General features: G+C 57.2%; 16 protein-coding genes and 1 pseudogene. 10 read left to right on the forward strand and 7 right to left on the reverse strand.

Annotated elements, in window-relative coordinates:
- Positions 1-3 precede the first annotated feature (3 nt).
- The 8 genes from MWC30_RS14710 (at position 4) to MWC30_RS14745 (ending at position 10,207) form a co-directional block, all read left to right on the forward strand.
- A complete protein-coding gene (locus MWC30_RS14710) occupies positions 4-2,115 on the forward strand; it encodes a PAS domain-containing hybrid sensor histidine kinase/response regulator (RefSeq protein ID WP_244084951.1) in 2,112 nt (703 codons plus the stop codon).
- Between the two features lie 168 nt (positions 2,116-2,283).
- Positions 2,284-3,561 (forward strand): folylpolyglutamate synthase/dihydrofolate synthase family protein, encoded by a 1,278-nt coding sequence (locus MWC30_RS14715; protein WP_244084952.1) that lies wholly within the window; start codon positions 2,284-2,286, stop codon positions 3,559-3,561.
- An 87-nt stretch (positions 3,562-3,648) separates the two neighbouring features.
- A complete protein-coding gene (locus tag MWC30_RS14720; protein WP_244084953.1) occupies positions 3,649-5,913 on the forward strand; it encodes an LPS-assembly protein LptD in 2,265 nt (754 codons plus the stop codon).
- A gap of 161 nt (positions 5,914-6,074) precedes the next feature.
- Positions 6,075-6,503, forward strand: a complete 429-nt coding sequence (gene rplM, locus MWC30_RS14725; RefSeq protein ID WP_244084954.1) for a 50S ribosomal protein L13 — start codon at positions 6,075-6,077, stop codon at positions 6,501-6,503.
- 31 nt (positions 6,504-6,534) lie between these two features.
- Positions 6,535-6,927: a 30S ribosomal protein S9 gene (gene rpsI, locus MWC30_RS14730; RefSeq protein ID WP_244084955.1), complete on the forward strand. Its 393-nt coding sequence runs from the start codon at positions 6,535-6,537 to the stop codon at positions 6,925-6,927.
- Between the two features lie 202 nt (positions 6,928-7,129).
- Complete coding sequence (argC, locus tag MWC30_RS14735) at positions 7,130-8,167, forward strand: N-acetyl-gamma-glutamyl-phosphate reductase (protein WP_244084956.1); 1,038 nt, start codon at positions 7,130-7,132, stop codon at positions 8,165-8,167.
- A 43-nt stretch (positions 8,168-8,210) separates the two neighbouring features.
- On the forward strand, positions 8,211-9,014 hold the full coding sequence (gene truA, locus MWC30_RS14740; protein WP_244084957.1) for a tRNA pseudouridine(38-40) synthase TruA: 804 nt from the start codon (positions 8,211-8,213) through the stop codon (positions 9,012-9,014).
- Positions 9,011-10,207: a pyridoxal phosphate-dependent aminotransferase gene (locus MWC30_RS14745; protein WP_244084958.1), complete on the forward strand. Its 1,197-nt coding sequence runs from the start codon at positions 9,011-9,013 to the stop codon at positions 10,205-10,207. The genes truA and MWC30_RS14745 overlap by 4 nt, the downstream gene beginning before the upstream one ends.
- Before the next feature lie 132 nt (positions 10,208-10,339).
- On the opposite strand, the gene MWC30_RS14750 is transcribed toward MWC30_RS14745, so the two are convergent.
- On the reverse strand, positions 10,340-10,507 hold the full coding sequence (locus tag MWC30_RS14750; RefSeq protein ID WP_244084959.1) for a response regulator transcription factor: 168 nt from the start codon (positions 10,505-10,507) through the stop codon (positions 10,340-10,342).
- A gap of 26 nt (positions 10,508-10,533) precedes the next feature.
- On the reverse strand, positions 10,534-10,941 hold the full coding sequence (locus tag MWC30_RS14755) for a response regulator transcription factor (RefSeq protein ID WP_244084960.1): 408 nt from the start codon (positions 10,939-10,941) through the stop codon (positions 10,534-10,536).
- A gap of 338 nt (positions 10,942-11,279) precedes the next feature.
- Between MWC30_RS14755 and cutA the strand changes: the two genes are divergently transcribed.
- Positions 11,280-11,600: a divalent-cation tolerance protein CutA gene (cutA, locus tag MWC30_RS14760; protein ID WP_244084961.1), complete on the forward strand. Its 321-nt coding sequence runs from the start codon at positions 11,280-11,282 to the stop codon at positions 11,598-11,600.
- A gap of 29 nt (positions 11,601-11,629) precedes the next feature.
- Here cutA and hisD read toward each other — a convergent pair whose 3' ends face one another.
- The 5 genes from hisD to hisS all read right to left on the reverse strand — a co-directional run bounded on the left by hisD (position 11,630) and on the right by hisS (position 18,850).
- Positions 11,630-12,934: a histidinol dehydrogenase gene (hisD, locus tag MWC30_RS14765; protein ID WP_244084962.1), complete on the reverse strand. Its 1,305-nt coding sequence runs from the start codon at positions 12,932-12,934 to the stop codon at positions 11,630-11,632.
- A gap of 7 nt (positions 12,935-12,941) precedes the next feature.
- Positions 12,942-13,718 carry a septal ring lytic transglycosylase RlpA family protein gene (locus MWC30_RS14770; protein WP_244084963.1) on the reverse strand — a complete coding sequence of 259 codons (777 nt, stop codon included), beginning with the start codon at positions 13,716-13,718 and terminating at the stop codon, positions 12,942-12,944.
- A 188-nt stretch (positions 13,719-13,906) separates the two neighbouring features.
- Positions 13,907-15,736, reverse strand: a complete 1,830-nt coding sequence (locus MWC30_RS14775) for a cache domain-containing protein (RefSeq protein WP_244084964.1) — start codon at positions 15,734-15,736, stop codon at positions 13,907-13,909.
- 4 nt (positions 15,737-15,740) lie between these two features.
- Positions 15,741-17,531, reverse strand: a complete 1,791-nt coding sequence (gene aspS, locus MWC30_RS14780; RefSeq protein WP_284438442.1) for an aspartate--tRNA ligase — start codon at positions 17,529-17,531, stop codon at positions 15,741-15,743.
- A 56-nt stretch (positions 17,532-17,587) separates the two neighbouring features.
- A complete protein-coding gene (gene hisS, locus MWC30_RS14785) occupies positions 17,588-18,850 on the reverse strand; it encodes a histidine--tRNA ligase (RefSeq protein ID WP_244084966.1) in 1,263 nt (420 codons plus the stop codon).
- A gap of 568 nt (positions 18,851-19,418) precedes the next feature.
- Here hisS and MWC30_RS14790 point away from each other — a divergent pair.
- A pseudogene (locus MWC30_RS14790) lies at positions 19,419-20,227 on the forward strand (IS5 family transposase).
- Positions 20,228-20,261 lie beyond the last annotated feature (34 nt).

The raw sequence follows: 20,261 nt of genomic DNA on the forward strand, positions 1-20,261 counted from the left end.
TCCATGGATCTTTTGCACAAGAACATCATGCACCTGGGGCTGGACAGGCTCCAATGGCAGCAGGAGGAAATGCTCCATATTCTGGGGATGCTCCAGGGCTTCGAAGAGGCCCTGAAGCATGAAGAGGGGCTGGATCCCATCTGTCAAAGATTTGCCGAAATCGTCATCTCGGAAAGCCGTTTCGAGGCCTGCACTATTTTCATTCGAGACCCGAAAAGCATGGTCCTTGTCCCGGTTGCCTCCTTCGGCCTGGATGATCTGCTGGAGGGCGGGAATTCCGGTGACGTCCGTAGCCCCCTGCAGGGCAGCCTCCTGAAAGCTTCCGCCGACAAGGCTTTTTCCACGCAGCAGCCTGTGTACTTGGAAGAGATGCGGGAACCAGGCGGTGATCCAGTGACCGCCGTTTCCCGGTCGGCCTGTCTGGCTTGCTTCCCGCTCATGGACCTGGGGGTTCTCTGTTTGAGCACGGATCATCCCTTCCCTTTTCCCATACCCTTCAAACGAAATTGGGAGATCTTGAGCCGCCTCATGGGGCATCTTCTCAAAGACCCTTACCGACAAGCCCTGGAGGAGGGGGATCAGGAGCGTTTGAGTACCTCGCCTGTTTTGCCTTCCGACAAAGAGGAGGCAAGGGAGGTGTGCGAGACCGAGCCGGACGAGCTTTTCGAGCGGGCCTTTTCCCTGGCACCCCAGGGAACCTGTCTGCTGGATCCTGAGGGAAAAGTCCTGCAGGTCAACAAGAGCTTCGAAAGGCTGCACGGTTCGAATGTTTCCGAGCTGGAAGGCCGCCCACCCGCGGTTATTTTTCAGGATTCGTCCATCTTCTTCAAACTGCTACAAAAAATGCAGACATCCGGCCAGGAGGAACTGGCCGATGTCTCTCTCATCAACGGTGAAGGCAAACCTTACCTGGCCGACGTTTATCTCGTTCGCGTGCCCGAAGCCCAGGGTGGGGAGGCGGGTTTTCTGCTGGTGGTGAACGATGTGACGACGAAGAAGGCGTTTGCGGAAAAAATCCTGCAGACGGAAAAGCTGGTGGCCATGGGGACAATGGCGGGGGGAGTGGCTCATGACTTCAACAACCTCCTGATGGCCGTTTTGGGGCATATCCAATTGCTGCTCCTGGATATAACGGATGACGGCCTGATGCGCCGCCTGCAGCAGATTGAAAGAGCTGTTCATGACGCATCGCATACCGTCAGGCGGCTGCAGAAATTCACGGCGCACGATCGGGAGCCCCATGGGGTGGTGACCGCCATTGATGTGAAGGAGGCTCTACAGGATGTGATGGAGCTGACCCGGCCGCGGTGGAAGAACGGCATGGAGAAATTCGGGCATACCGTCAAGATCGATTGGGAGCTGGAAGAAAACTGTGTGGCGTCCATTCACGCCTCGGATTTGAGGGAGATCCTCACGAACCTGGTGTTGAACGCTGTGGAGGCCATGCCGAACGGCGGGAAGATCACCCTGCGCTGCAAGTCTCTGAAAGATTCCATCGTCATGGAGGTTGCCGACACGGGTATCGGCATGAGCAAGGAGGTCGCAGGGAAGATTTTCGATCCCTACTATACGACCAAGGGCATTGGGAATTCCGGGCTGGGGCTCAGTGTTTCCTGGAGCCTCGTGCTTCGTGCCGGCGGGGACATCCAGGTGAAGAGCAGGCCCGGACGGGGAACGGTTTTTTCCATCACGCTGCCGAGGGGGGAAACGAAAAGCAGTCCGTCGAGCTCCCCCAAACTCCCTGGTGAAGGGCGCTCACACCACGTCCTCGTTGTGGACGATGAAGAAGAGATCCTGGGGATCCTTCGCGATATGATCCAACTGAAAGGGCATAGAGTCACGGCCATGAGTGACGGGAAAAAGGCCCTTGAAGTCATACGGGAGGGGGAATTCGACCTCATCCTGACGGACCTGGGCATGCCGGACATCAGCGGATGGGAAATCGCACGCCAGGCAAAAGCCAGGAACCCGAAGGTTCCAGTCATCCTCATCACGGGTTGGGGGGCTCAATATGAAGACGAGGACCTTACCGAGAGGGGCGTGGACCTTGTGCTTTCCAAACCCTTCAGCTGGGATCGATTGCTGGAGGCTATGGCTAAAATGCTTCCCCGCTGAAACCCTCCACGCGTCGCAAAAAGTAGCCATCGCTCACCTCCCCATCCCTTCCTGAACACTTTCTCCATTTCTAATATTCCGGAATTGTGGTAATTAAAGATCGGTGTTTCCGTTCAGGAGTCTTCCGTTGAACCTTCCGGCAGGTGAATAATAAGGGAGAATGCGGCCTTGAGCAGCTATCAGGAATCGGTCGATTACTTATACGGCCTTCAAAAATATGGCATCAAGTTTGGTTTGAATTGTACGGCGAACATCCTGAACCGCTTGGGAAATCCCGAACAGAACCTCCGCTGCATCCATGTGGGTGGAACCAACGGAAAGGGGTCGACGTCAGCCATGCTTTCCAGTGTGTTGAAAGAGCACGGGCTGCGAGTGGGCCTCTACACGTCGCCTCACCTGGTTCGCTTCACGGAGCGCTTTCGCATCGACGACGAAGAAGTTGCTCAGGAGCGCATTCTGGATGTCTTTGAAAAAGTGCGGAAGGTTTTGGACGACCAGGAGCCTCCCACTTTTTTTGAAGTGGTGACCGCCATGGCCTTTCAGTATTTTGCAGAAGAAAAAGTCGACTGGGCCATTGTGGAAGTGGGGATGGGCGGACGGCTGGATTCCACCAACGTCATCACCCCCAGGGTCAGTATCATCACCAATGTGGCGTTCGATCACCAGGAATATTTGGGAACCACCCTGGCGGCCATCGCACGGGAGAAAGCGGGCATCATCAAGGAAGGCGTCCCTGTCGTGACGGGCGTTCAGCAGCCCATTGTGCAGGGTGTTTTGAAAGCGACGGCCTACAAGCGCCGTGCGCCGTTGCATTTCCTCGGCAGGGACTTCCGCATGCGGAGGAATGGAGACGGCTCCTTCCAATACCAGGGGTTGAAGCGGCACTGGTCTTCTCTGAAAGTCAATCTGGCGGGCATGCACCAGCTGGGGAATGCCGCTCTTTGCCTTGCTGCTCTCGAAGTATTGGAAAAACAGGGGGATTTTTCTCTTGCCACGGATGCCGTCGCCAGGGGATTGACGCAGGTTCGGTGGCCGGCGAGGCTCGAGGTCATTCAGGAAGAGCCTCTCATTGTGCTGGACGGCGCACACAATGCTCATGGAGCGGAATCCCTGCGCGAGTCCCTCAAGAAATGCTTTCCCAATCGGCGCCTGCACCTGGTCCTGGGAGTCATGGCCGACAAAGACATTCGAGGCATCCTTCGCCGCCTGCTGCCCTTGGCGGAGACGGCCATATTCACGCAGCCCCGATATACGCGCGCGGCCAACCCTGAAGAATTGAGGCGTCTTGCCCGGCCCTATATCCAGAAGCATTATGTCATTCCGGATGTGGCTTCCGCCATCCAGGAGGCCAAACGGCTGGCTGGGCCGGATGACATGATCTGCATCGCCGGGTCGCTCTATTTTGCGGGTGAAGTGAAAGAGCTTTTTGGAGAACCCACCCTGTGAGATCCGTGAATCGCCGTGTAAGGTTCGCGCTGCAGCCGGAGTGGCGGAAGCGCTGCGTTTGAGAGCTCCCAAGGAGAGAGGCAAGAAATGGTCTCCATCCCCTTTCATATTTTTCTGAGGCTGACCCTCTGGATTTTCATCGGATGCCTGCTCACGGGTGTTCTAAGTCAGGTGCGGGTGGCGTCGGCGGAAACGAAGACCCTCGCGTCGGGCCTCGATAAGAGCGCCCTCTTGAAGTCGAAGGATGCCGCGTGGAATATCAGTGCCGACACGTTGGCTTACGACCAGGAAAAGCAGATTTATGAGGCTGAAGGAAACGTTCGCATCACCTCGGGAGACCGTTCCCTGGAAGCTGATCGGGCGGTCTTGGACAGCCTGAAACAGGAAGCGGACCTGCGGGGGCATGTGCGGCTGCGTTATGGCAAGGATTGGCTGGAGGGGGAGCATGTCGTATGGAATCTGAAGGACGAGACGGGTTCGGTGGATGACGGTATGGTCTATTTTTCCGCCAACAACTTTTACGTGCACGGCAAGTCCATCAATAAGATGGGGCCCACGGAGTACAAGCTGCGGCAGGGGTTCATCACGAGCTGTGATCCCTATAAGCCCGACTGGAAGATTCGTTACAGCCAGATGAATGTGAACCTGGATGGAATTGCCTGGGCCCGTGACACCTCGTTCTGGGTACGCGGTCTGCCGCTTTTTTATACGCCCGTTGTGGCGCTCCCCGTCCAACTGGAGAGGCAGTCCGGGTTCCTGATTCCCTGGGCCGGTGCCTCGGACCTGCAGGGTGTGGAAGGTGAAGTCCCCTATTACTGGGCCATCCGCGAGGACATGGACGCCACTTTTTACGGTCATTACATGTCGGAGCGTGGCTTGATGAGCGGCCTGGAATATCGGATTGCCAATACAACCTGGGGGGAAGGCCTCTTTCAGTTCAACTACCTGAGAGATCAGGCGAGCAAGGAGCATCTCGCTTCGCAAGGGTATCCCTACCAGACGGCGGATCGTTACTGGCTGCGATCCCGATATTCTTTCGAAATGCCCCATGACATCGAGGGGCGCATGGACCTCGACTTCGCCAGCGATCAGAATTATTTGAAGGAATTCGAGAAAGGTTCGGGCTCTTATGATTTCTCCAACAAGATGTTCCGGCAATTCTCGGGGCGGGGGATATTGAACGACGAGACGATCCTGGCGCGTGAGTCCAGCTTGTACATGGATCAAAGGAATGAGTCCACGCTCCTGGGCCTCGATGTTCGCTACTGGCAGCAGTTGGACACCTCATTGAACGAATTCACTCTCCAGAAGCTGCCGACCTTTTCCTTCAATGCCATACCCAGTCCCGTGCTTCAGACTCCCCTCTATTACTCCATTGATAGCTCGTGGACCAACTACTGGAGGCAGGAGGGAGACCGGGGCAATCGCCTCGACGTCGCGCCGCGTCTTGCTTATCCTCTCCACTGGAAGTCCTATCTCGATGTCGAGCCCTCGGTCGGAGTCCTCGCCAACACCTACTGGATGGACTGGCAGGAAGACAATCGGGACGCCTGGCAGGGACGGATGTACTCGGACATGCAGTTGGCGGTGAGCAGTCGGCTGAACCGTGTGTATCCGCTCAAAATGGGCGACTATGTTGCTTTCCAGCATTCCATGCGTCCGGAAGTCGCGTATCAGTATGTTCCCAAAGGGGTCGGGCAAAACGACATTGCCCAGTTCGACCTGGTGGACGCAGACCAATCGATCCATGAAGTGCGCTATGGCGTGACGAATTTTTTCACCAGCAAATCCGTCGCGAAGGATGCCGAAGGGAATAGCCGGACGACCTACCATGAGTTTGCGCGTGTGCAGTTGTTCCAGGCATTCAATCTGGATGAGAATGACCCCAACTTGAGCTCTGAATTCGCAAAGACGGAAGGGGTTTCCTCTGTCGGCATGCGAATGGATTTGATGCCCCAAAAATACATCACGCTGACGTACGATACGGATTTTTATTCGACCGAAAACACGGATGCCAGCCACGATTTGATGATGACCCTCGACAGCGGCCGAGGGCATATATTGAGGCTCAATTATCAGTTCCGGCAAGATTATCCGATCGATGAGCTCATAGCGGAATCGAGTCTGAAGCTTTTGTCCAATGTATACTTCAATACCTATCATGACTACTCGTTGGACAAGGAAGAATTGTATAAGCAGGGGTATGGCCTCCGATATATTCACGGGTGCTGGGGGTTGGGCCTGACGTATGAAAAGGAGCAGAATGACCAGCGGGTGGCCTTGTCCGTCAACCTGATGGGACTGGGCTCCCTGGGGGGAAGTTTCAACGCCGGTCCCGACATGCCCTTCTGAGAATGGCTTCAAGACACATCTCCCGTTTTGTTCTGCGGGAAGCCCTGTTTGCATGTCTTTAGGCATGAAATCTTGGTAAACTCCCTTGACAAGGGAAGGAAGTTTTTCTATACAACTGTGCTTCGGGTTTGACATTTTTCTTAGATCGTGGAGAGTAATGCATGAAAACAATCAGCGCAAAATTTGAAGCAGATCAGCGTAAATGGATTCTGGTGGATGCCGAGGATCGGGTGCTGGGGCGGCTGGCCACTCAGATCGCCATGCGGCTGCGGGGAAAACATTTGCCTCATTTCACCCCACATGTGGACTGTGGTGATTTCGTGGTGGTGATCAACGCTGAAAAGGTGCGTCTCACTGGAAATAAATGGGACGATAAGGTCTACTATCGCCACACCGGATATTTGGGTGGCGTGAAGTCTACGACTGCGCGAAAGCTCAATCAGGATAAGCCCGAACGAATCATCCGCATGGCGGTTTGGGGCATGCTTCCGAAAAATCGATTGGGACGTCAGTTGATCAAAAAGCTCAAGATCTATCGTGGTGTCGAGCATCGCCACGAAGCCCAGCAACCGGAAAGAATGGTACTGTAAGACGCAGTCAGGAGACGAGGAGAAAGCAGGGATGGCGGAGCAACGTTTCAATGCAACGGGTAAGCGCAAGACGGCGGTGGCTCGAGTATGGGTGAAGCCGGGCTCAGGGGTGGTGGTCATCAACAAGAAGCCCCTGGATACATATATTGACAGAGAAACCAGCAAGATGGTCATTTTTCAGCCGCTGGTGCTGACGGGGACCTACGGGAAGCTCGATATTTCCGTGAACGTACAGGGAGGCGGCGGTTCCGGGCAGGCGGGAGCCATCCGGCATGGCATTTCCAAAGCCCTTCTCGAATACAACCCGGAGTTTCGCGAAGTCCTGAAGCGCGCTGGTTTTCTCACCCGCGATTCCCGTGTCAAGGAAAGAAAGAAGTACGGTAAACGCAGCGCGCGTGCACGCTTCCAGTACTCCAAGCGTTAAGATTTTACTCTTCTTACCGAAAATTCAACCTCTTGGGTGGGTTCTTCTGCACTGGGAAGGATCGGGGCTTCCACGCCCCGGTCCTTCGGCAGTTCTTTCACGATCAATCCATAACGGCTCAGTCGTTCATCGTTTAATCGAATAATCAGGGGCGTTGCGTCCGAGGCGTGAGGCTCCGGGTGTGTTGAGTGAGGATGATCATATGGTGCGTGTCGCCATTGCAGGCGCGTCCGGGTATACCGGTTTTGAACTGATTCGTATTCTCAGTGAGCATCCGCAGGCGGAGCTCAAAATGATCACGTCCCGCGGAGAGGCCGGGAAAAAACTGGCGGATGTCTATCCTGCCTTGAGGGGACATTGCGAGCTCGCCTTTGAATATCCCGATCCGGATCGATTGGCGGGGGAAGCGGACCTGATCTTCACGGCGCTGCCGCACCAGGCAGCCATGGACCTCGTACCGGACCTCCTGAAGCGCAGCGTGAAAGTCGTGGACCTGAGTGCCGATTATCGCTTCAGAGATCCCGGCGTCTATGAAGCCTGGTACCAGAAGCATAAGACTCCGGAGCTCCTGGCCGAGGCGGTCTACGGCCTGCCGGAGCTGTACAGGGAGCGCATACGCTCCGCCCGGCTGGTTGGAAATCCGGGCTGTTATCCCACCAGCGTGATCCTTGCCACGGTTCCTCTGCTCTCTCGAGGCCTCGTCGATCCCCGGAGCATCGTTGCCGATTCCAAGTCTGGAGTGTCGGGAGCGGGGCGGGGCGCTTCCCTTGGCGTCCATTTCTGCGAAGTCAACGAAGGGTTCAAGGCCTACAAGGTGGGCGAGCACCGCCACACGCCGGAAATTGAGCAGGAGCTGAGCTTTGCCGCGGGGGAGGCCATCACCGTTACGTTCACGCCGCACCTGGTTCCCATGAGCCGTGGTATCCTGAGTACGGTTTATTCCAACCTGCGGGAGGGAATAACGTCCGCACAGGTGGACGAAGCCTTCCGGTCTTTCTACGAAAAGGCGCCCTTCGTGCGCCTCTGTGGATCCCAGGCCTTTCCCGGTACCCTCCAGGTGCGGGGCAGTAATTACTGTGACCTGGCCTGGCGGGTGGATGATCGTACAGGGCGGGTCGTGGTGGTTGCGGTGATCGATAACCTGACCCGAGGCGCCTCAGGACAGGCGGTTTGCAACATGAACCTCATGAGCGGATTGCCCGAGGATGCCGGATTGACTGCACCCCCCTGGCAGCCCTGATCCTTAATCACCCCCAAGCGGTCCCGTCCTCATCCGAGTCGCTATGAATCCTGATTACGGCCCCAAGCGGAATTTCAAGGCAGTCCTTGAATACGACGGTTCCCACTATCACGGATGGCAGAGGCAGCAGGGGGTGCTGACCATTCAGGAGGTGTTGGAATCTCAGCTGGAGGTCATGCTGGGAGGTTCCATCGGGGTGCGGGCTTCCGGGCGTACGGATGCCGGCGTACATGCCAGAGGGCAGGTGGTCAACTTTTACAGTCGTACGCAGCTGCAGCCAGGAGACATTCACCGGGGACTCAACAGCCTGCTGCCTCCGGATATCGTGGTGCTGCACATGGAGGAAGTGCCCGATTCCTTCCATGCCCGATTTTCCGCTTTGAGCAAGACGTACGAATATCACATTTTGAACCGATCCGTGCCTTCCGCACTGGAAAGAAGCTTTGCGTGGCACATTCGCAGCACACTCCACCTTCCGCCCATGCTGGCATGCCTGAACAGCCTGAAAGGGCTTCATGATTTCACTGCATTCATGGGAGCAGGGTCTTCCGTGAACAGTACGGAGAGGCACGTCTATCGGGCAGACGTGGAGGGGCGCGACAGGGACCACCTGGTTTTTGTCTTCGAAGCCAACGGCTTCCTGAGGCACATGGTGCGGAACCTGGTGGGAACGCTGGTGGAGGTGGGCAAGGGCAAGCGCACGCCCGAGGAATTTTACGGCATCCTGGCCGGCAGGGATCGGCGCAGAGCGGGTATGACCGCTCCGGCGCACGGACTGTATCTCATGGCGGTCCATTATGAGAGTGACGAGGGATCTTCATCTATACAGGGGGGAAAAAGAACATGAAATTGGCTCAACGGGTCACCAGCATCCAACCTTCGGCGACGTTAGCGATCAACACCAAGGCGAACGCTCTAAAAAAGCAGGGCGTTCACGTTATCAACTTCGGAGTCGGCGAGCCCGATTTCAACACCCCCCAGCACATCCAGGACGCCGCCATCCAGGCCATGCGCGACGGGAAGACGCGCTATACTCCTGTCAGCGGCATCGACGAACTGAAGGACGCCATCATTCGTGTCGTCCAGGAAGATTACGGACTTTCCTATCGGCGTGAGAACGTGCTGGTTTCCTGCGGAGGAAAGCATTCCCTCTACAACCTGATGCAGGCGATGCTGGACCCGGGCGACGAGGTCATCATCCCCGCTCCCTACTGGGTATCCTACCCCGAGATGGTGACGCTCACGGGCGCCCAATCCGTTATCGTCCCCTGCTCCGAAAAGCACGGTTTCAAGCTGCATCCCGACGAACTGGAAAAGGCCATTACCCCCCGCACACGCCTTCTCATCATGAACAGCCCGTCCAATCCCACGGGAATGCATTATCGCCGCGACGAACTGGCCGCTCTGGCCGAGGTCCTTCTGAAGCACGAGCATGTCGCCATCTGCTCGGATGACATCTATTATCGTATCCTTTTCAACGGGAATGAATGGGTCAACCTGGCCATGCTCGACGAGCGGCTGAAGAATCGCACGTTCATCGTCAACGGGGTGAGCAAGACCTACTGCATGACGGGGTGGCGGATCGGGTACATGCTGGGCGATGCGAAGGTCATCCGTCAGGCGACGAACATCCAGAGCCAGTCCACGAGCAACCCCACGTCCATCGCCCAGTGGGCGACGGTTGCCGCTCTCAACGGCGACCAGTCCGGTGTCACGGAGATGGTGAAGATCTTCGAAGAGCGCTGTCGTTTTGTGCTGGAATGCCTGAATCAAATGCCCGGAGTGACATGTCCCTCTCCCGAAGGGGCATTCTATGTTTTTCCCAATTTCAGCGCCTACTACGGCAAGCAGGCAGGCGAGCGGACCATCAACGACTCGCTTCAACTCGCTGAATATCTTATGGATGTCGCGCATGTGGCGGTCGTGCCCGGCGGCGCCTTCGGCGAAGACAATTGCCTGCGTCTTTCCTACGCCCTTTCCATGGACGACCTGCGGGAAGGCTTCGATCGCGTGGCCAAGGCGTTGAAAAGCCTCGCCTGATCGATCATTTCCGAAAGCTTTGAGAGCACCCCATGTCCACAAAACCCCGGACATGGGGTGCTTCTGCGTGCTGCCGGCTTGGATGGACAGGAGAACCAGGCCCGTCAGGCTTCCTGCCGCGCCGTCTCCCCGTCACTGTGAATCGACGAGCAACCCTTTTTCCATTGCAAATACGGTCAGTTCGGTCGCACTGTGAAGATTGAGCTTCCTCATGAGGTTGGCACGGTGCTTTTCCACCGTCTTGGGGCTGATATACAGGTAATCGGCAATGTCTTTGTTCTTGTACCCTTCGGCGATCATTTTTAGAATTTCCCGTTCGCGTTGAGTCAGGGCATCCCATGCCGGCTGCGTTTTGAGTGTCTTTTTGCCCTCCAGGTAGCCTTCGATGACCTTCTCGGATACGGAAGGGGTGAGGTGTAGACCTTTCCGGATAAGACGCTTTCGATGGCCAGCAGAAGCTCCCGGTGCGTGGCATCCTTCAGGACGTACCCATCGGCCCCGGCCTTGAGGGTGGCCAATATATATTCTTCGGTTTTGTGCACGGTGAGAACGAGGATCTTCGTGTCGGGACTGCTTTTCTTGATGGCCTCGATGGCCGCCATGCCGTTCATCCTCGGCATGCTGAGGTCCATCAGGATCAGGTCCGGATTCAAATTGTCCGTCAGGCGTATGGCTTCAAGACCGTCTTTTGCTTCGCCGCAAACCTCAAAGTTGGAGCTCGAAGTCAACAACATGCGGGAGGCCTTCCCTGAGAATCGTGTGGTCTTCCGCGATAAGAATCCGCCTCTTGTTTTCCATGAAGCCCTCTTGGTGCCTGTGCTGTCGAGTCTGAAGCGATGGAATTCGGGGATGAAAAATCCCAGGATCACGCCCGGTCTTCCTGAACTTGGAGCGTAGGGCCTTCCAACCGCAAAGCAGCCGCATTGACCTCAAATGGCGGAATATTTATAATTTTTTTCCAGTTGGAAATCAAGAAGTGTCGGTCTTGAAGAGGCTGCGTGCCCCCCGGGCGGTGACTTGTGGGGGACTGCCCTTGCTCACTTTCTGCAATTCAAGAGGAGAGATTTTGAAGATGACGGACTTCTCGATGATCTTCGTGACGGTCGGCAGGGAAAGCGAGGCCTCCAAAATAGCCCACACTCTGGTGGAAGAAAGGCTGGTGGCCTGTGTGAACATCGTTCCGCGCATCCGTTCCATCTATCGATGGAAAGGGGAGGTGTGCGAAGATGAAGAGTTTCTCCTCGTCATGAAAACCCGCTCATCCCGCTTTGGGGCCCTTCAGAAGCGTGTTCGGGAGATCCACAGCTACGAAGTCCCCGAGATCATCGCCATCCCCTTGGCTGCGGGACTTCCCGAATATCTCCAGTGGATTGAAGAAAACACGGCGGAATAAGGCGTGAGGCCGGTGGAGGCAATGACACGTCAGGGAATCCCCGTCAGCCGCACGCGCACGGAGGCTGCGTGAGCCCCCAGCCCCTCCAGCTCCGCCAGGCGGATGATGGATGCGCCGTCGCGCTCCAGCGCCTCTCGGGAATAGGAAATGACGCTCGTCCGCTTGAGGAAGTTTTCCACCCCCAGGGCCGACGCGAAACGGGCCGTCCCTGCCGTCGGCAGGACATGGTTGGGACCGGCGAAATAGTCACCCACCGCCTCGGGGGTCGATTCTCCCATGAAGACGGCTCCGGCGTGCTCGATTTTTCCCAGGCAGGACCAAGGATCCTGGACCTGGAGCTCCAGGTGCTCGGGGGCAATGCGGTTGGAGAGCTGCAGGGCCATGTCCAGGGTTTGCACGAGAAAAATGGCTCCATACCGCTCCAGTGCCGCCACGGCAATGTCGCGTCGGGGAAGCTTTTCCAACTGTTGGCGCAGGCAATCTTCCACACGCTTTGCGGAGGCTGCGTCCGTTGAGATGAGCAGGGCGGCGGCCAGCGGGTCGTGCTCAGCCTGGCTGAGCAGGTCGGCAGCAATATACTCGGGTCGGGCCTGGCCGTCGGCGATGACCAGGATTTCGCTGGGGCCTGCCAGCAGGTCGATGCCCACCTCACCCGAAACCAGTTTCTTGGCGAGAGCCACATAAATGTTGCCCGGGCCCACAATGACATCGACTTTCGACACGGAATCCGTCCCGTAAGCCAGTGCGGCAACGGCCCAGGCGCTGCCCATCTTGTGGATGCGCGTGACCCCCACTTCCCTGGCCGCCACCAGGAGATGGGGATTGATGCTGCCGTCCTTCCGCGGAGGGGTGGCCAGGGCCAGGTCCTTCACGCCCGCCAGCCGTGCCGGGATGCCGTTCATGAGGACGGAGGAAATGAGGGGCGTTTCCCCGCCTTTGCCCCCCGGGATGTAGAGGCCGGCAGCCGCAACGGGGCGCACCATCTGCCCCGTGAAGCTTCCGTCGGGCCGGGTGGAAAAATGGGAGGGATGGAGCTGCTGTCGATGAAATGCTTCGACATTGGCCATGGCCGTACGAAGGATTTCCAGGAAAGTGGAGTCCACAGCATCGTAAGCCGCCCGGATTTCGTCTTCCTCCACGGACATACCGGCCTGGTCCATGCTGGGAGCGTCAAATTGCCGCGTGTATCGGAGGAGGGCCGCGTCTCCCTCTCGTTTCACGGTCTCGAGAATCTCCAGGACCTTCTTTTCCAGGGAGGGATCAGCCCCCAGCCTGCGGGTTGCGATATGTTTCAGTCTCTCCTCGGCTTCCCGAGAAGGATACGGAATTACCATGAGCACGCTAATTCCCCTCCATGGCCACGACAAAGGCGTCTTTGAAGCCGTTCTGGCGCAGCCGTTCCATTTCACGTTGAGCGAGCATCAGATCCTGGTAGGCTCCCACCTGGACCCGGTAGAATTGTTCCTCACCGCAGCCCGCCGGAAAGACCTGGATCCCCTGGACGCCTTTCTGCATCTTGTCTCTCAGGCGGTAGGCGTTGGTCTGGTCCTTGAACGACCCGATCTGGATCATAAAATTACCGTATCGGAATGACGGCGTGGGCTCCACCTTCCACACCGTACTGCTGCCCATGTGCTCCTCGGAAGCCACCTGGACCGCCTCCACGCGAACCCTGGCAATCCCCTGTTGGGAGGTCCCCAGGTCCTGGGCCGCCTTGTAGGAAAGATCGATGATCCGCCCCGATACAAATGGGCCGCGGTCGTTCACCCTCACGATGACGGAGCGGCCGGTCTCGAGGGAAGTCACCTTCACATAGGTTCCCAGCGGCAGCGTTTTATGGGCGGCCGATACGGCGTACATGTCGTAGGTCTCGCCGCAGGAGGTTGCTTTGCCGTGAAAGTCTTTTCCATACCAGCTGGCGACCCCTTCCTCCACGTACCCTTCGGCCGAAGGAATGGGGTAGTACCAGATGCCCTTGATCTGGTACGGCCGTTGAGTCCGAATGTTCTGTGTGGAGTAGGGTGCCGGCGGAGGGGTTGGGGGACGTTCGGCGCAGCTCGGCAGAAGAATGATGAAAACCAGCCATATCCAGCCGCAGCTCTTCAAGGAAGTTCTCACGGAGACACCTCACTCCTGGTGGTCTTTCGCAGGCCTCATGTCCGCCGGCAATGTTGTTGACTCAACGTCACCCCGGTGAAAACCGGGGTCCAGTAAGTCTTTATTTACCTGGATTCCGGCTTTCGCCGGAATGACGAAAGCTGGTTGAGTCAACAGCATGGATATCCGCCGCCATCCGAAGCGCCGTATCAAACAGCCTCGTCTTCCTCCATTTTTGCCAGGTCTTCGAAGCGGATGTCAATCCCCAGGATCCCGACGATTTCCTCGTATTCGTTGGTGATGGGCGCGGAAACCGTAATGCAGAGGGCTCCCGTGTAGCGGGATGTGTAAAAGTCCGTCACGTGGACTTTCCCGTCTTTCATGGGCTGGATGAACCAGGGGCGGTCGGAAAGATCCTCGCCGACCCGGGCGCTTTCATACTTGGACTTGTCCACGATGTGCGTGATGTTGCGCGTGATCTTGAGCCCCTCGCGGTCGGTGATGTAGATGTACTGGATGAAGGGATTGAGATCCAGGAGCGTCTGCAGGATGGGCTCCTGGCGCGCGGGGTCCATGCTCTTGATGGACTCGTTCTCGACGACTTCCTCCACCAGGTGAGCCGCCAGGGCATAGGCCTTCAGCTTCAGCCGGTCGAATTCGCTCACGAAGTATTCGGGCAGGTATCGCCGGGCCCAGCGCTCGAGCTCCTCCGTGGAAATGGAAGTGTTTCTTCCCTGCTCGTATTCATGCATGACCCGCTTGTGGATTCTCACAATGCCCGGATGCCTCTTGTCGAGACGGCGGTCTCCTTCCAGGTGCAGCCGGGTGTTCACCCAGTAAGCCACGCTGGCCACCCCCGATTTGTCTGTGATGATGATGCTGATGGGCCGTCTCAGCAGTTTGTGCGTATCGAAGATGTTGTAGATCTCTTCGTGCTTCACCAGTCCGTCTGCATGAATGCCCGCCCGTGTGGCGTTGAATTCCTCGCCCGCAAAGGGATAATTGGGCGGAATGCGGTACCCCAGCTCCGACTGAAAGTATTCGGCCATATCGGTGATGGCCGTCATATCGATTCCGTCGCTGGTTCCTTTCAGTCCGATGTATTCCACCAGGAGCCCTTCGATGGGGGCGTTCCCCGTGCGCTCGCCGAAGCCCAGGAGGGTGCCGTTGGCTCCCGAGCACCCATAGAGCCATGCCGTGGCGGCGTTGGTGAGCACCTTGTGGAAGTCGTTGTGGCCATGCCATTCGAGCAGGTGTCCCGGGACTCCGGCATCTTCGATGAAGGTTCGGATGAGCCGGGGCACACTTCGGGGGAGGGCGGAACCGGGATAGCTGATGCCGAAGCCCAGCGTGTCGCAGAGGCGGATCTTGATGGGGATGCCGCTTTCCTGGGCCAGCTGCATCAGTTCGATGGCCAGAGGAACACAGAAGCCGTAAATGTCGGCCCGCGTCACGTCCTCGAAGTGACAGCGGGGGGCGATCCCCTTGTCCAGGGCCGCCCGGGCGATGTTCACGTACTTCTTCAAGGCGGTTTTGCGGTCGAGATTGAGCTTCAGGAAGATGTGGTAGTCGGAGACGGACGTGAGAATGCCCGTTTCCTTCAGCCCGAAATCGGCCACGAGCTTGAGGTCTTCCTCCACGGCCCGGATCCACCCTGTGATCTCGGGGTACCGGTATCCCTTGGACATGCAGAGCTCCAGGGCCTCGCGATCTTTTTCGGTGTACAGGAAAAACTCGGACTGGCGGATGACTCCACTGGGTCCCGATAGGCGGTGCAGCAGGTCGAAGATCTTTTCAATCTGCTTGACCGTGTAGGGGGGGCGGGCCTGCTGACCGTCCCGAAAGGTCGTGTCCGTGATGAACATGTCTTCCGCCGGATCAATGGGCACCAGCATGTGATCGAAGTCGATGCGAGGCACCTCTTCATAAGGAAAGATTTCCCGCATGAGATTCGGTTCGGGAATCTCCACCAGGTGATGCCGCCAGAACCTGGAATGTTCGTGATCCAAAACCCGCTTTTTACTGTTCCACCGAGCCATGGGATTAGCTCCTTTGCTGGCTTTCCACTTTGATGCAGAGCTCCAGAAGCTGTCGAATGTCCGCCTCCGAAGGGGCTCCGCTCATCAAACATGTTGCTTTTTGAGTTTTCGGGAATGCGATGACGTCCCGGATGGAAGCGCTGCCACTCAGAAGCATGATAAGACGGTCCATCCCGAAAGCAATGCCGCCGTGGGGCGGTGCACCGTATTGAAGCGCTTCCAGCAGAAAGCCGAACTTTTCCTGGGCTTCTTCCGAAGAGATCCCCAGGGCGTTGAAAATCCTTTCCTGGAGATCCTGCTGGTGGATACGGATACTGCCCCCGCCGACTTCGGTTCCATTGAGGACCAGGTCATAAGCACGACTGCGCACCTTTTCGGGCGCTTCTTCCAGCAGAGGGAGGTCCTCCTCCAGGGGCGATGTGAAGGGATGGTGCACGGAAGTGTACCGCTTCGCCTCATGATCCCATTCCAGCAGGGGAAAATGCGTCACCCACAGGAAATTGAACGTGCCGGGCTCCACGAGGTTCAGTTGGTTGGCCAAGCGCACCCGGAGGTTTCCCAGGGCGTCATGAACCACCTTGCTCTGGTCCGCCACAAAGAAGATGATATCGCCCGTTTCCAGCTTCGCCCTGGCCGTGAGCTGCGTACGCACGTCGTCCGACAGAAACTTGGTGATGGGGGACTGCCAGCCTTCCGGGAGTATCTTGATCCACGCCATCCCCTGGGCGCCGAAGATCTTCACATAGTCGATGAGGTCGTCCAGTTCCTTGCGGGAAAGGGTGCTGCCGCCGGGCAGGCGCACCGCTTTGACCAGGCCGCCCCGTTCAACTGCCTGCTTGAATACCCGTGCTTCCGATGCCGCCATGATGTCCGTGACGTTGATCAACTGTAACCCGAATCGCGTGTCGGGTCTATCCGTGCCGTAGAGGTCCATGGCTTGGGCGTAGGGCATGCGCGGAAAGGGAATCTGCAGGTCGATTCCCATCAGCTCTTTGAACAGCAGGGCCATCCAGCCTTCCATGAGCTCCTGGATCTTTTCTTCGCCCAGGAAGGACATTTCAAGATCGAGCTGCGTGAATTCCGGCTGGCGGTCGGCGCGCAGGTCTTCATCCCGGAAGCACTTGACGATTTGAAAATACCGTTCGAAGCCCGCCACCATGAGGAGCTGTTTGAAAATCTGGGGAGACTGGGGCAGGGCGTAGAATTTCCCGGCATTGACGCGGCTGGGCACGAGGTAGTCCCTGGCGCCTTCGGGGGTGCTCTTGGTGAGCACGGGGGTCTCGACTTCCAGGAACCCCTGGGAGCTGAAGTAATTCCGGGTCAGTTGGGCCGCCCGGTGCCGCAGGAGCAGGTTGCGCAGGATTTTGGGGCGGCGCAGATCGAGGTAGCGATAGCGCAGTCGGGTGTTTTCATTGGCGTCCAGGTCGTCTTCGATCTGGAAGGGGGGTGTCTTGGAGGCATTGAGTATCCTCAGCTCGGAAGTGATGACTTCGATCTCCCCCGTCTGCAGCTTGGGGTTCGTCATCCCCTCGGGGCGTCGTCGGACTTTCCCTTGCACGGCAATGACGTACTCGCTCCGGAGCACCCGCGCATGCTCATGCGCCCGGGCATTATACTGGGGGTCGAAGACCACCTGGGTGATGCCCATCCTGTCGCGGAGGTCCACGAAAATCAGGCCACCATGGTCTCGCCGGCGCTGGACCCAGCCCATGACGATGACGGTCTCGTCCACCTGGTCCCGGCCGAGGCTGTTGCAGTCATGTGTCTTCACCCAGTCGCCCAGGGAATCCAACATGGCTCGGGTGGTCTCGTAATCTTCCTGCGCGCTGATCTGTTGTTCTTCCAACTGGCTCACTGTTTGTAAATTCCTTTCATGGCTTCAACGACCGTTTCAAGGGAAAGATTTTTCTGGCTCTTGTCCGTCATGTCCCGGAGCTGGATTTCACCACGCGCCAGTTCTTCTTCGCCCAGGATGAGAACATGCCGTGCGGAAAACTTGTCCGCCCGCCGCATCTGGCTCTTGAGGCTGCGCCCCTCGTAGTCCATTTCCGTTTCGATTCCGGCGTTTCTAAACTGCTGGGTGAGGAGGAAGCCCTTTTGGCGCGCCGCATCGTCCAGGGCCGCTATAAAGATCTTGGGGCTCCGCCGGCTCTCTTCCCTTTCCTGCTGGAGAAGCAGGATCAGCCGTTCCATCCCGATGGCAAAGCCGATTCCCGGCAAATCAGGGCCTCCCAGATCCTTCACCAGGCCGTTGTAACGCCCGCCTCCACCCACGGCATTCTGGGCCCCCAGCCGGTCGGTGATGACTTCGAAGGTGGTCCGCATGTAGTAGTCGAGTCCCCGCACCATCCTGGGGTTGATGACGAAAGGGGTGTCGAGGGCATACAGGGAGGCTTTGACCCGCTCGAAATGGTCGGAGCATGCGCCGCAGATGGATTCCAGGAGCAGGGGCGCACCCTCCAGAGCCTCCCGGCAGCGCTCCACTTTGCAGTCGAAGGTGCGCAACGGGTTGGTGAGGCGGCGGCGCTGGCAGTCGGGGCACAGCGTTTCGGCGTCCTTCTCCAGAAAATCCTGCAGGACCTTGCGGTAGGTTTTGCGGCATTCCGGGCACCCCAGGGAGTTGATATGCAGGACGACTCCCGATAGGCCCACGCGCTCCAGGAAGATACGGAGCATATAAATGATTTCGGCATCCAGCATGGGGTCGTCCATGCCGAAGGCCTCCACATCGATTTGATGGAACTGGCGGTATCTGCCCTTTTGAGGCCTTTCGTGGCGGAACATGGGACCGATGGCGTAGAACTTCTGCATGAGGGGGTCGGCATGCAGCTTGTGCTGGATGAAGGCGCGCACGACGGATGCCGTGGCTTCGGGACGCAGGGCCAGCTTTTCCCCCTTGCTGTCCTCCAGCACGTACATTTCCTTTTCCACGATGTCCGTGCTGTCGCCGATCCCCCGCGCGAAGAGCTCCAGCTTCTCCATGGCCGGCGTGCGGATCTCCCGGTATCCGAAGTCTTCCATGACCCGCCGGGCAGTCTCCTCGACCCTCTGCCACCATTCAATCTGGCCGGGCAAAATATCGTTCATCCCTTTTACCGCTTGGATGCTTTCCATGTAGTTTCCTTAAAGATTCCTTTGGCATTGATGAGAGGGTTAGATTTGTCGTAAACGTGACTATGTAAAAAACGGGGCTGTAAAAGTCAAGAAAAACCTCGGAGATTCAATGCTGTCATACGAGTCTGGGGAGTTGGCTCATCTGCCTTTCACGCTATACCTATTGAGGATGAAAAGCTTCGTTTTTGTAGGAGCGGCTTCCAGCCGCGACGTGAGTGGGTCGCGGCTGGAAGCCGCTCCTACAAAGAGCATGGAGCGACCTGAAAATGTAACTTCTTAACCAAAACGAGTATAAGTCAAAAAAATATTGCTTCATTGCGGATTAGCGTGACGTGGCCCATCCGATTCCCGCCTCAAGGGGGGAATTGTTTTTGTGGCATTTTCACGTTAATCCGCGAAGACCCAAAATATTTTGTCGCAAAATGGGGGTGAACGGGCAAGAAACGTTCTGAGAGCGCAGTGTGGACCCGTGTGTCCATAGGCTTTTTATAACCTAAACTGAGCGATTCGCCACGGTCGTAGATCTAGGGTGTGTACGCAAAGCGTGCTGTATTTGTTATAATTTATTATGTTTAGACACGAATTAACTGACGAACAATGGAAAAAACTACAGCCGTTTCTTCCACCGCAAAAGCCCGAGACCGGCAGGCCATCCGAGGATCACAGGAGGATCATCAACGGCATCCTCTGGAAGCTCAAAACCGGTGCTCCGTGGAGGGACATGCCCGAGCGGTACGGTCCCTGGAACACGATCTACAGCCGGTTCTACCGCTGGAGCAGAAAGAGGATATGGGACCAGATCCTTTCCGCCATTCAGTCCAAAGCAGATGCCAAAGGAGGCATCGACTGGGAAATCCACTTTGTCGATGGCACCATCATTCGAGCCCACCAGCATGCGGCTGGGCTAAAAAAAGGGACCCTGAGAAGGAGGCCCTTGGCCACAGCCAGGGAGGCTTCTCCACCAAAGTCCACCTCAGAACCGACGGCAGCGGTAAACTCATAACCTTTGTTCTCACACCCGGTGAGAGGCATGAGGCCATAGCCTTTGAGGACCTGATGGAAAAGGGTGCCATAAGAAAGGATGGCAAAGGTCGGCCACGCCTTAGACCCGAACGGGTGAGCGGCGACAAGGCCTACAGCAGCAAAAAGATCCGAGAGTATCTCCGCAAGCACCATATCCGGATCACCATTCCTCGTAAGGTCAATGAGAAGCGTACTGGTCCCTTCAACAAGACCCTCTACCGGCTGAGGAATCGCATCGAGCGCTTCATCAACCGCATCAAACAGTTCAGATCCATCGCCACCCGGTATGACAAATCCGCTCTCAGCTACCGGGCCATGTGGATCATCGGAGCTATATTGTTATGGCTGCAGTAATCTTTGCGTACACACCCTAGGCCTACCGTGGATT

Origin of the sequence: Desulforhabdus sp. TSK, from assembly GCF_022836495.1 — a bacterium.
GTDB lineage: Bacteria > Desulfobacterota > Syntrophobacteria > Syntrophobacterales > Syntrophobacteraceae > Desulforhabdus.

Excerpts from the sequence above, each read along its gene's own strand:
- hisS (WP_244084966.1), bottom strand. The coding sequence starts at position 18,850 with ATGGAAAGCATCCAAGCGGTAAAAGGGATGAACGATATTTTGCCCGGC.
- MWC30_RS14750 (WP_244084959.1), bottom strand. The coding sequence starts at position 10,507 with ATGATCGCCGAAGGGTACAAGAACAAAGACATTGCCGATTACCTGTAT.
- rplM (WP_244084954.1), top strand. The coding sequence starts at position 6,075 with ATGAAAACAATCAGCGCAAAATTTGAAGCAGATCAGCGTAAATGGATT.
- MWC30_RS14720 (WP_244084953.1), top strand. The coding sequence starts at position 3,649 with ATGGTCTCCATCCCCTTTCATATTTTTCTGAGGCTGACCCTCTGGATT.
- MWC30_RS14710 (WP_244084951.1), top strand. The coding sequence starts at position 4 with ATGGATCTTTTGCACAAGAACATCATGCACCTGGGGCTGGACAGGCTC.
- MWC30_RS14755 (WP_244084960.1), bottom strand. The coding sequence starts at position 10,941 with ATGTTGTTGACTTCGAGCTCCAACTTTGAGGTTTGCGGCGAAGCAAAA.
- truA (WP_244084957.1), top strand. The coding sequence starts at position 8,211 with ATGAATCCTGATTACGGCCCCAAGCGGAATTTCAAGGCAGTCCTTGAA.
- rpsI (WP_244084955.1), top strand. The coding sequence starts at position 6,535 with ATGGCGGAGCAACGTTTCAATGCAACGGGTAAGCGCAAGACGGCGGTG.
- argC (WP_244084956.1), top strand. The coding sequence starts at position 7,130 with ATGGTGCGTGTCGCCATTGCAGGCGCGTCCGGGTATACCGGTTTTGAA.
- MWC30_RS14775 (WP_244084964.1), bottom strand. The coding sequence starts at position 15,736 with ATGGCTCGGTGGAACAGTAAAAAGCGGGTTTTGGATCACGAACATTCC.
- cutA (WP_244084961.1), top strand. The coding sequence starts at position 11,280 with ATGACGGACTTCTCGATGATCTTCGTGACGGTCGGCAGGGAAAGCGAG.
- hisD (WP_244084962.1), bottom strand. The coding sequence starts at position 12,934 with ATGGTAATTCCGTATCCTTCTCGGGAAGCCGAGGAGAGACTGAAACAT.
- aspS (WP_284438442.1), bottom strand. The coding sequence starts at position 17,531 with ATGTTGGATTCCCTGGGCGACTGGGTGAAGACACATGACTGCAACAGC.
- MWC30_RS14745 (WP_244084958.1), top strand. The coding sequence starts at position 9,011 with ATGAAATTGGCTCAACGGGTCACCAGCATCCAACCTTCGGCGACGTTA.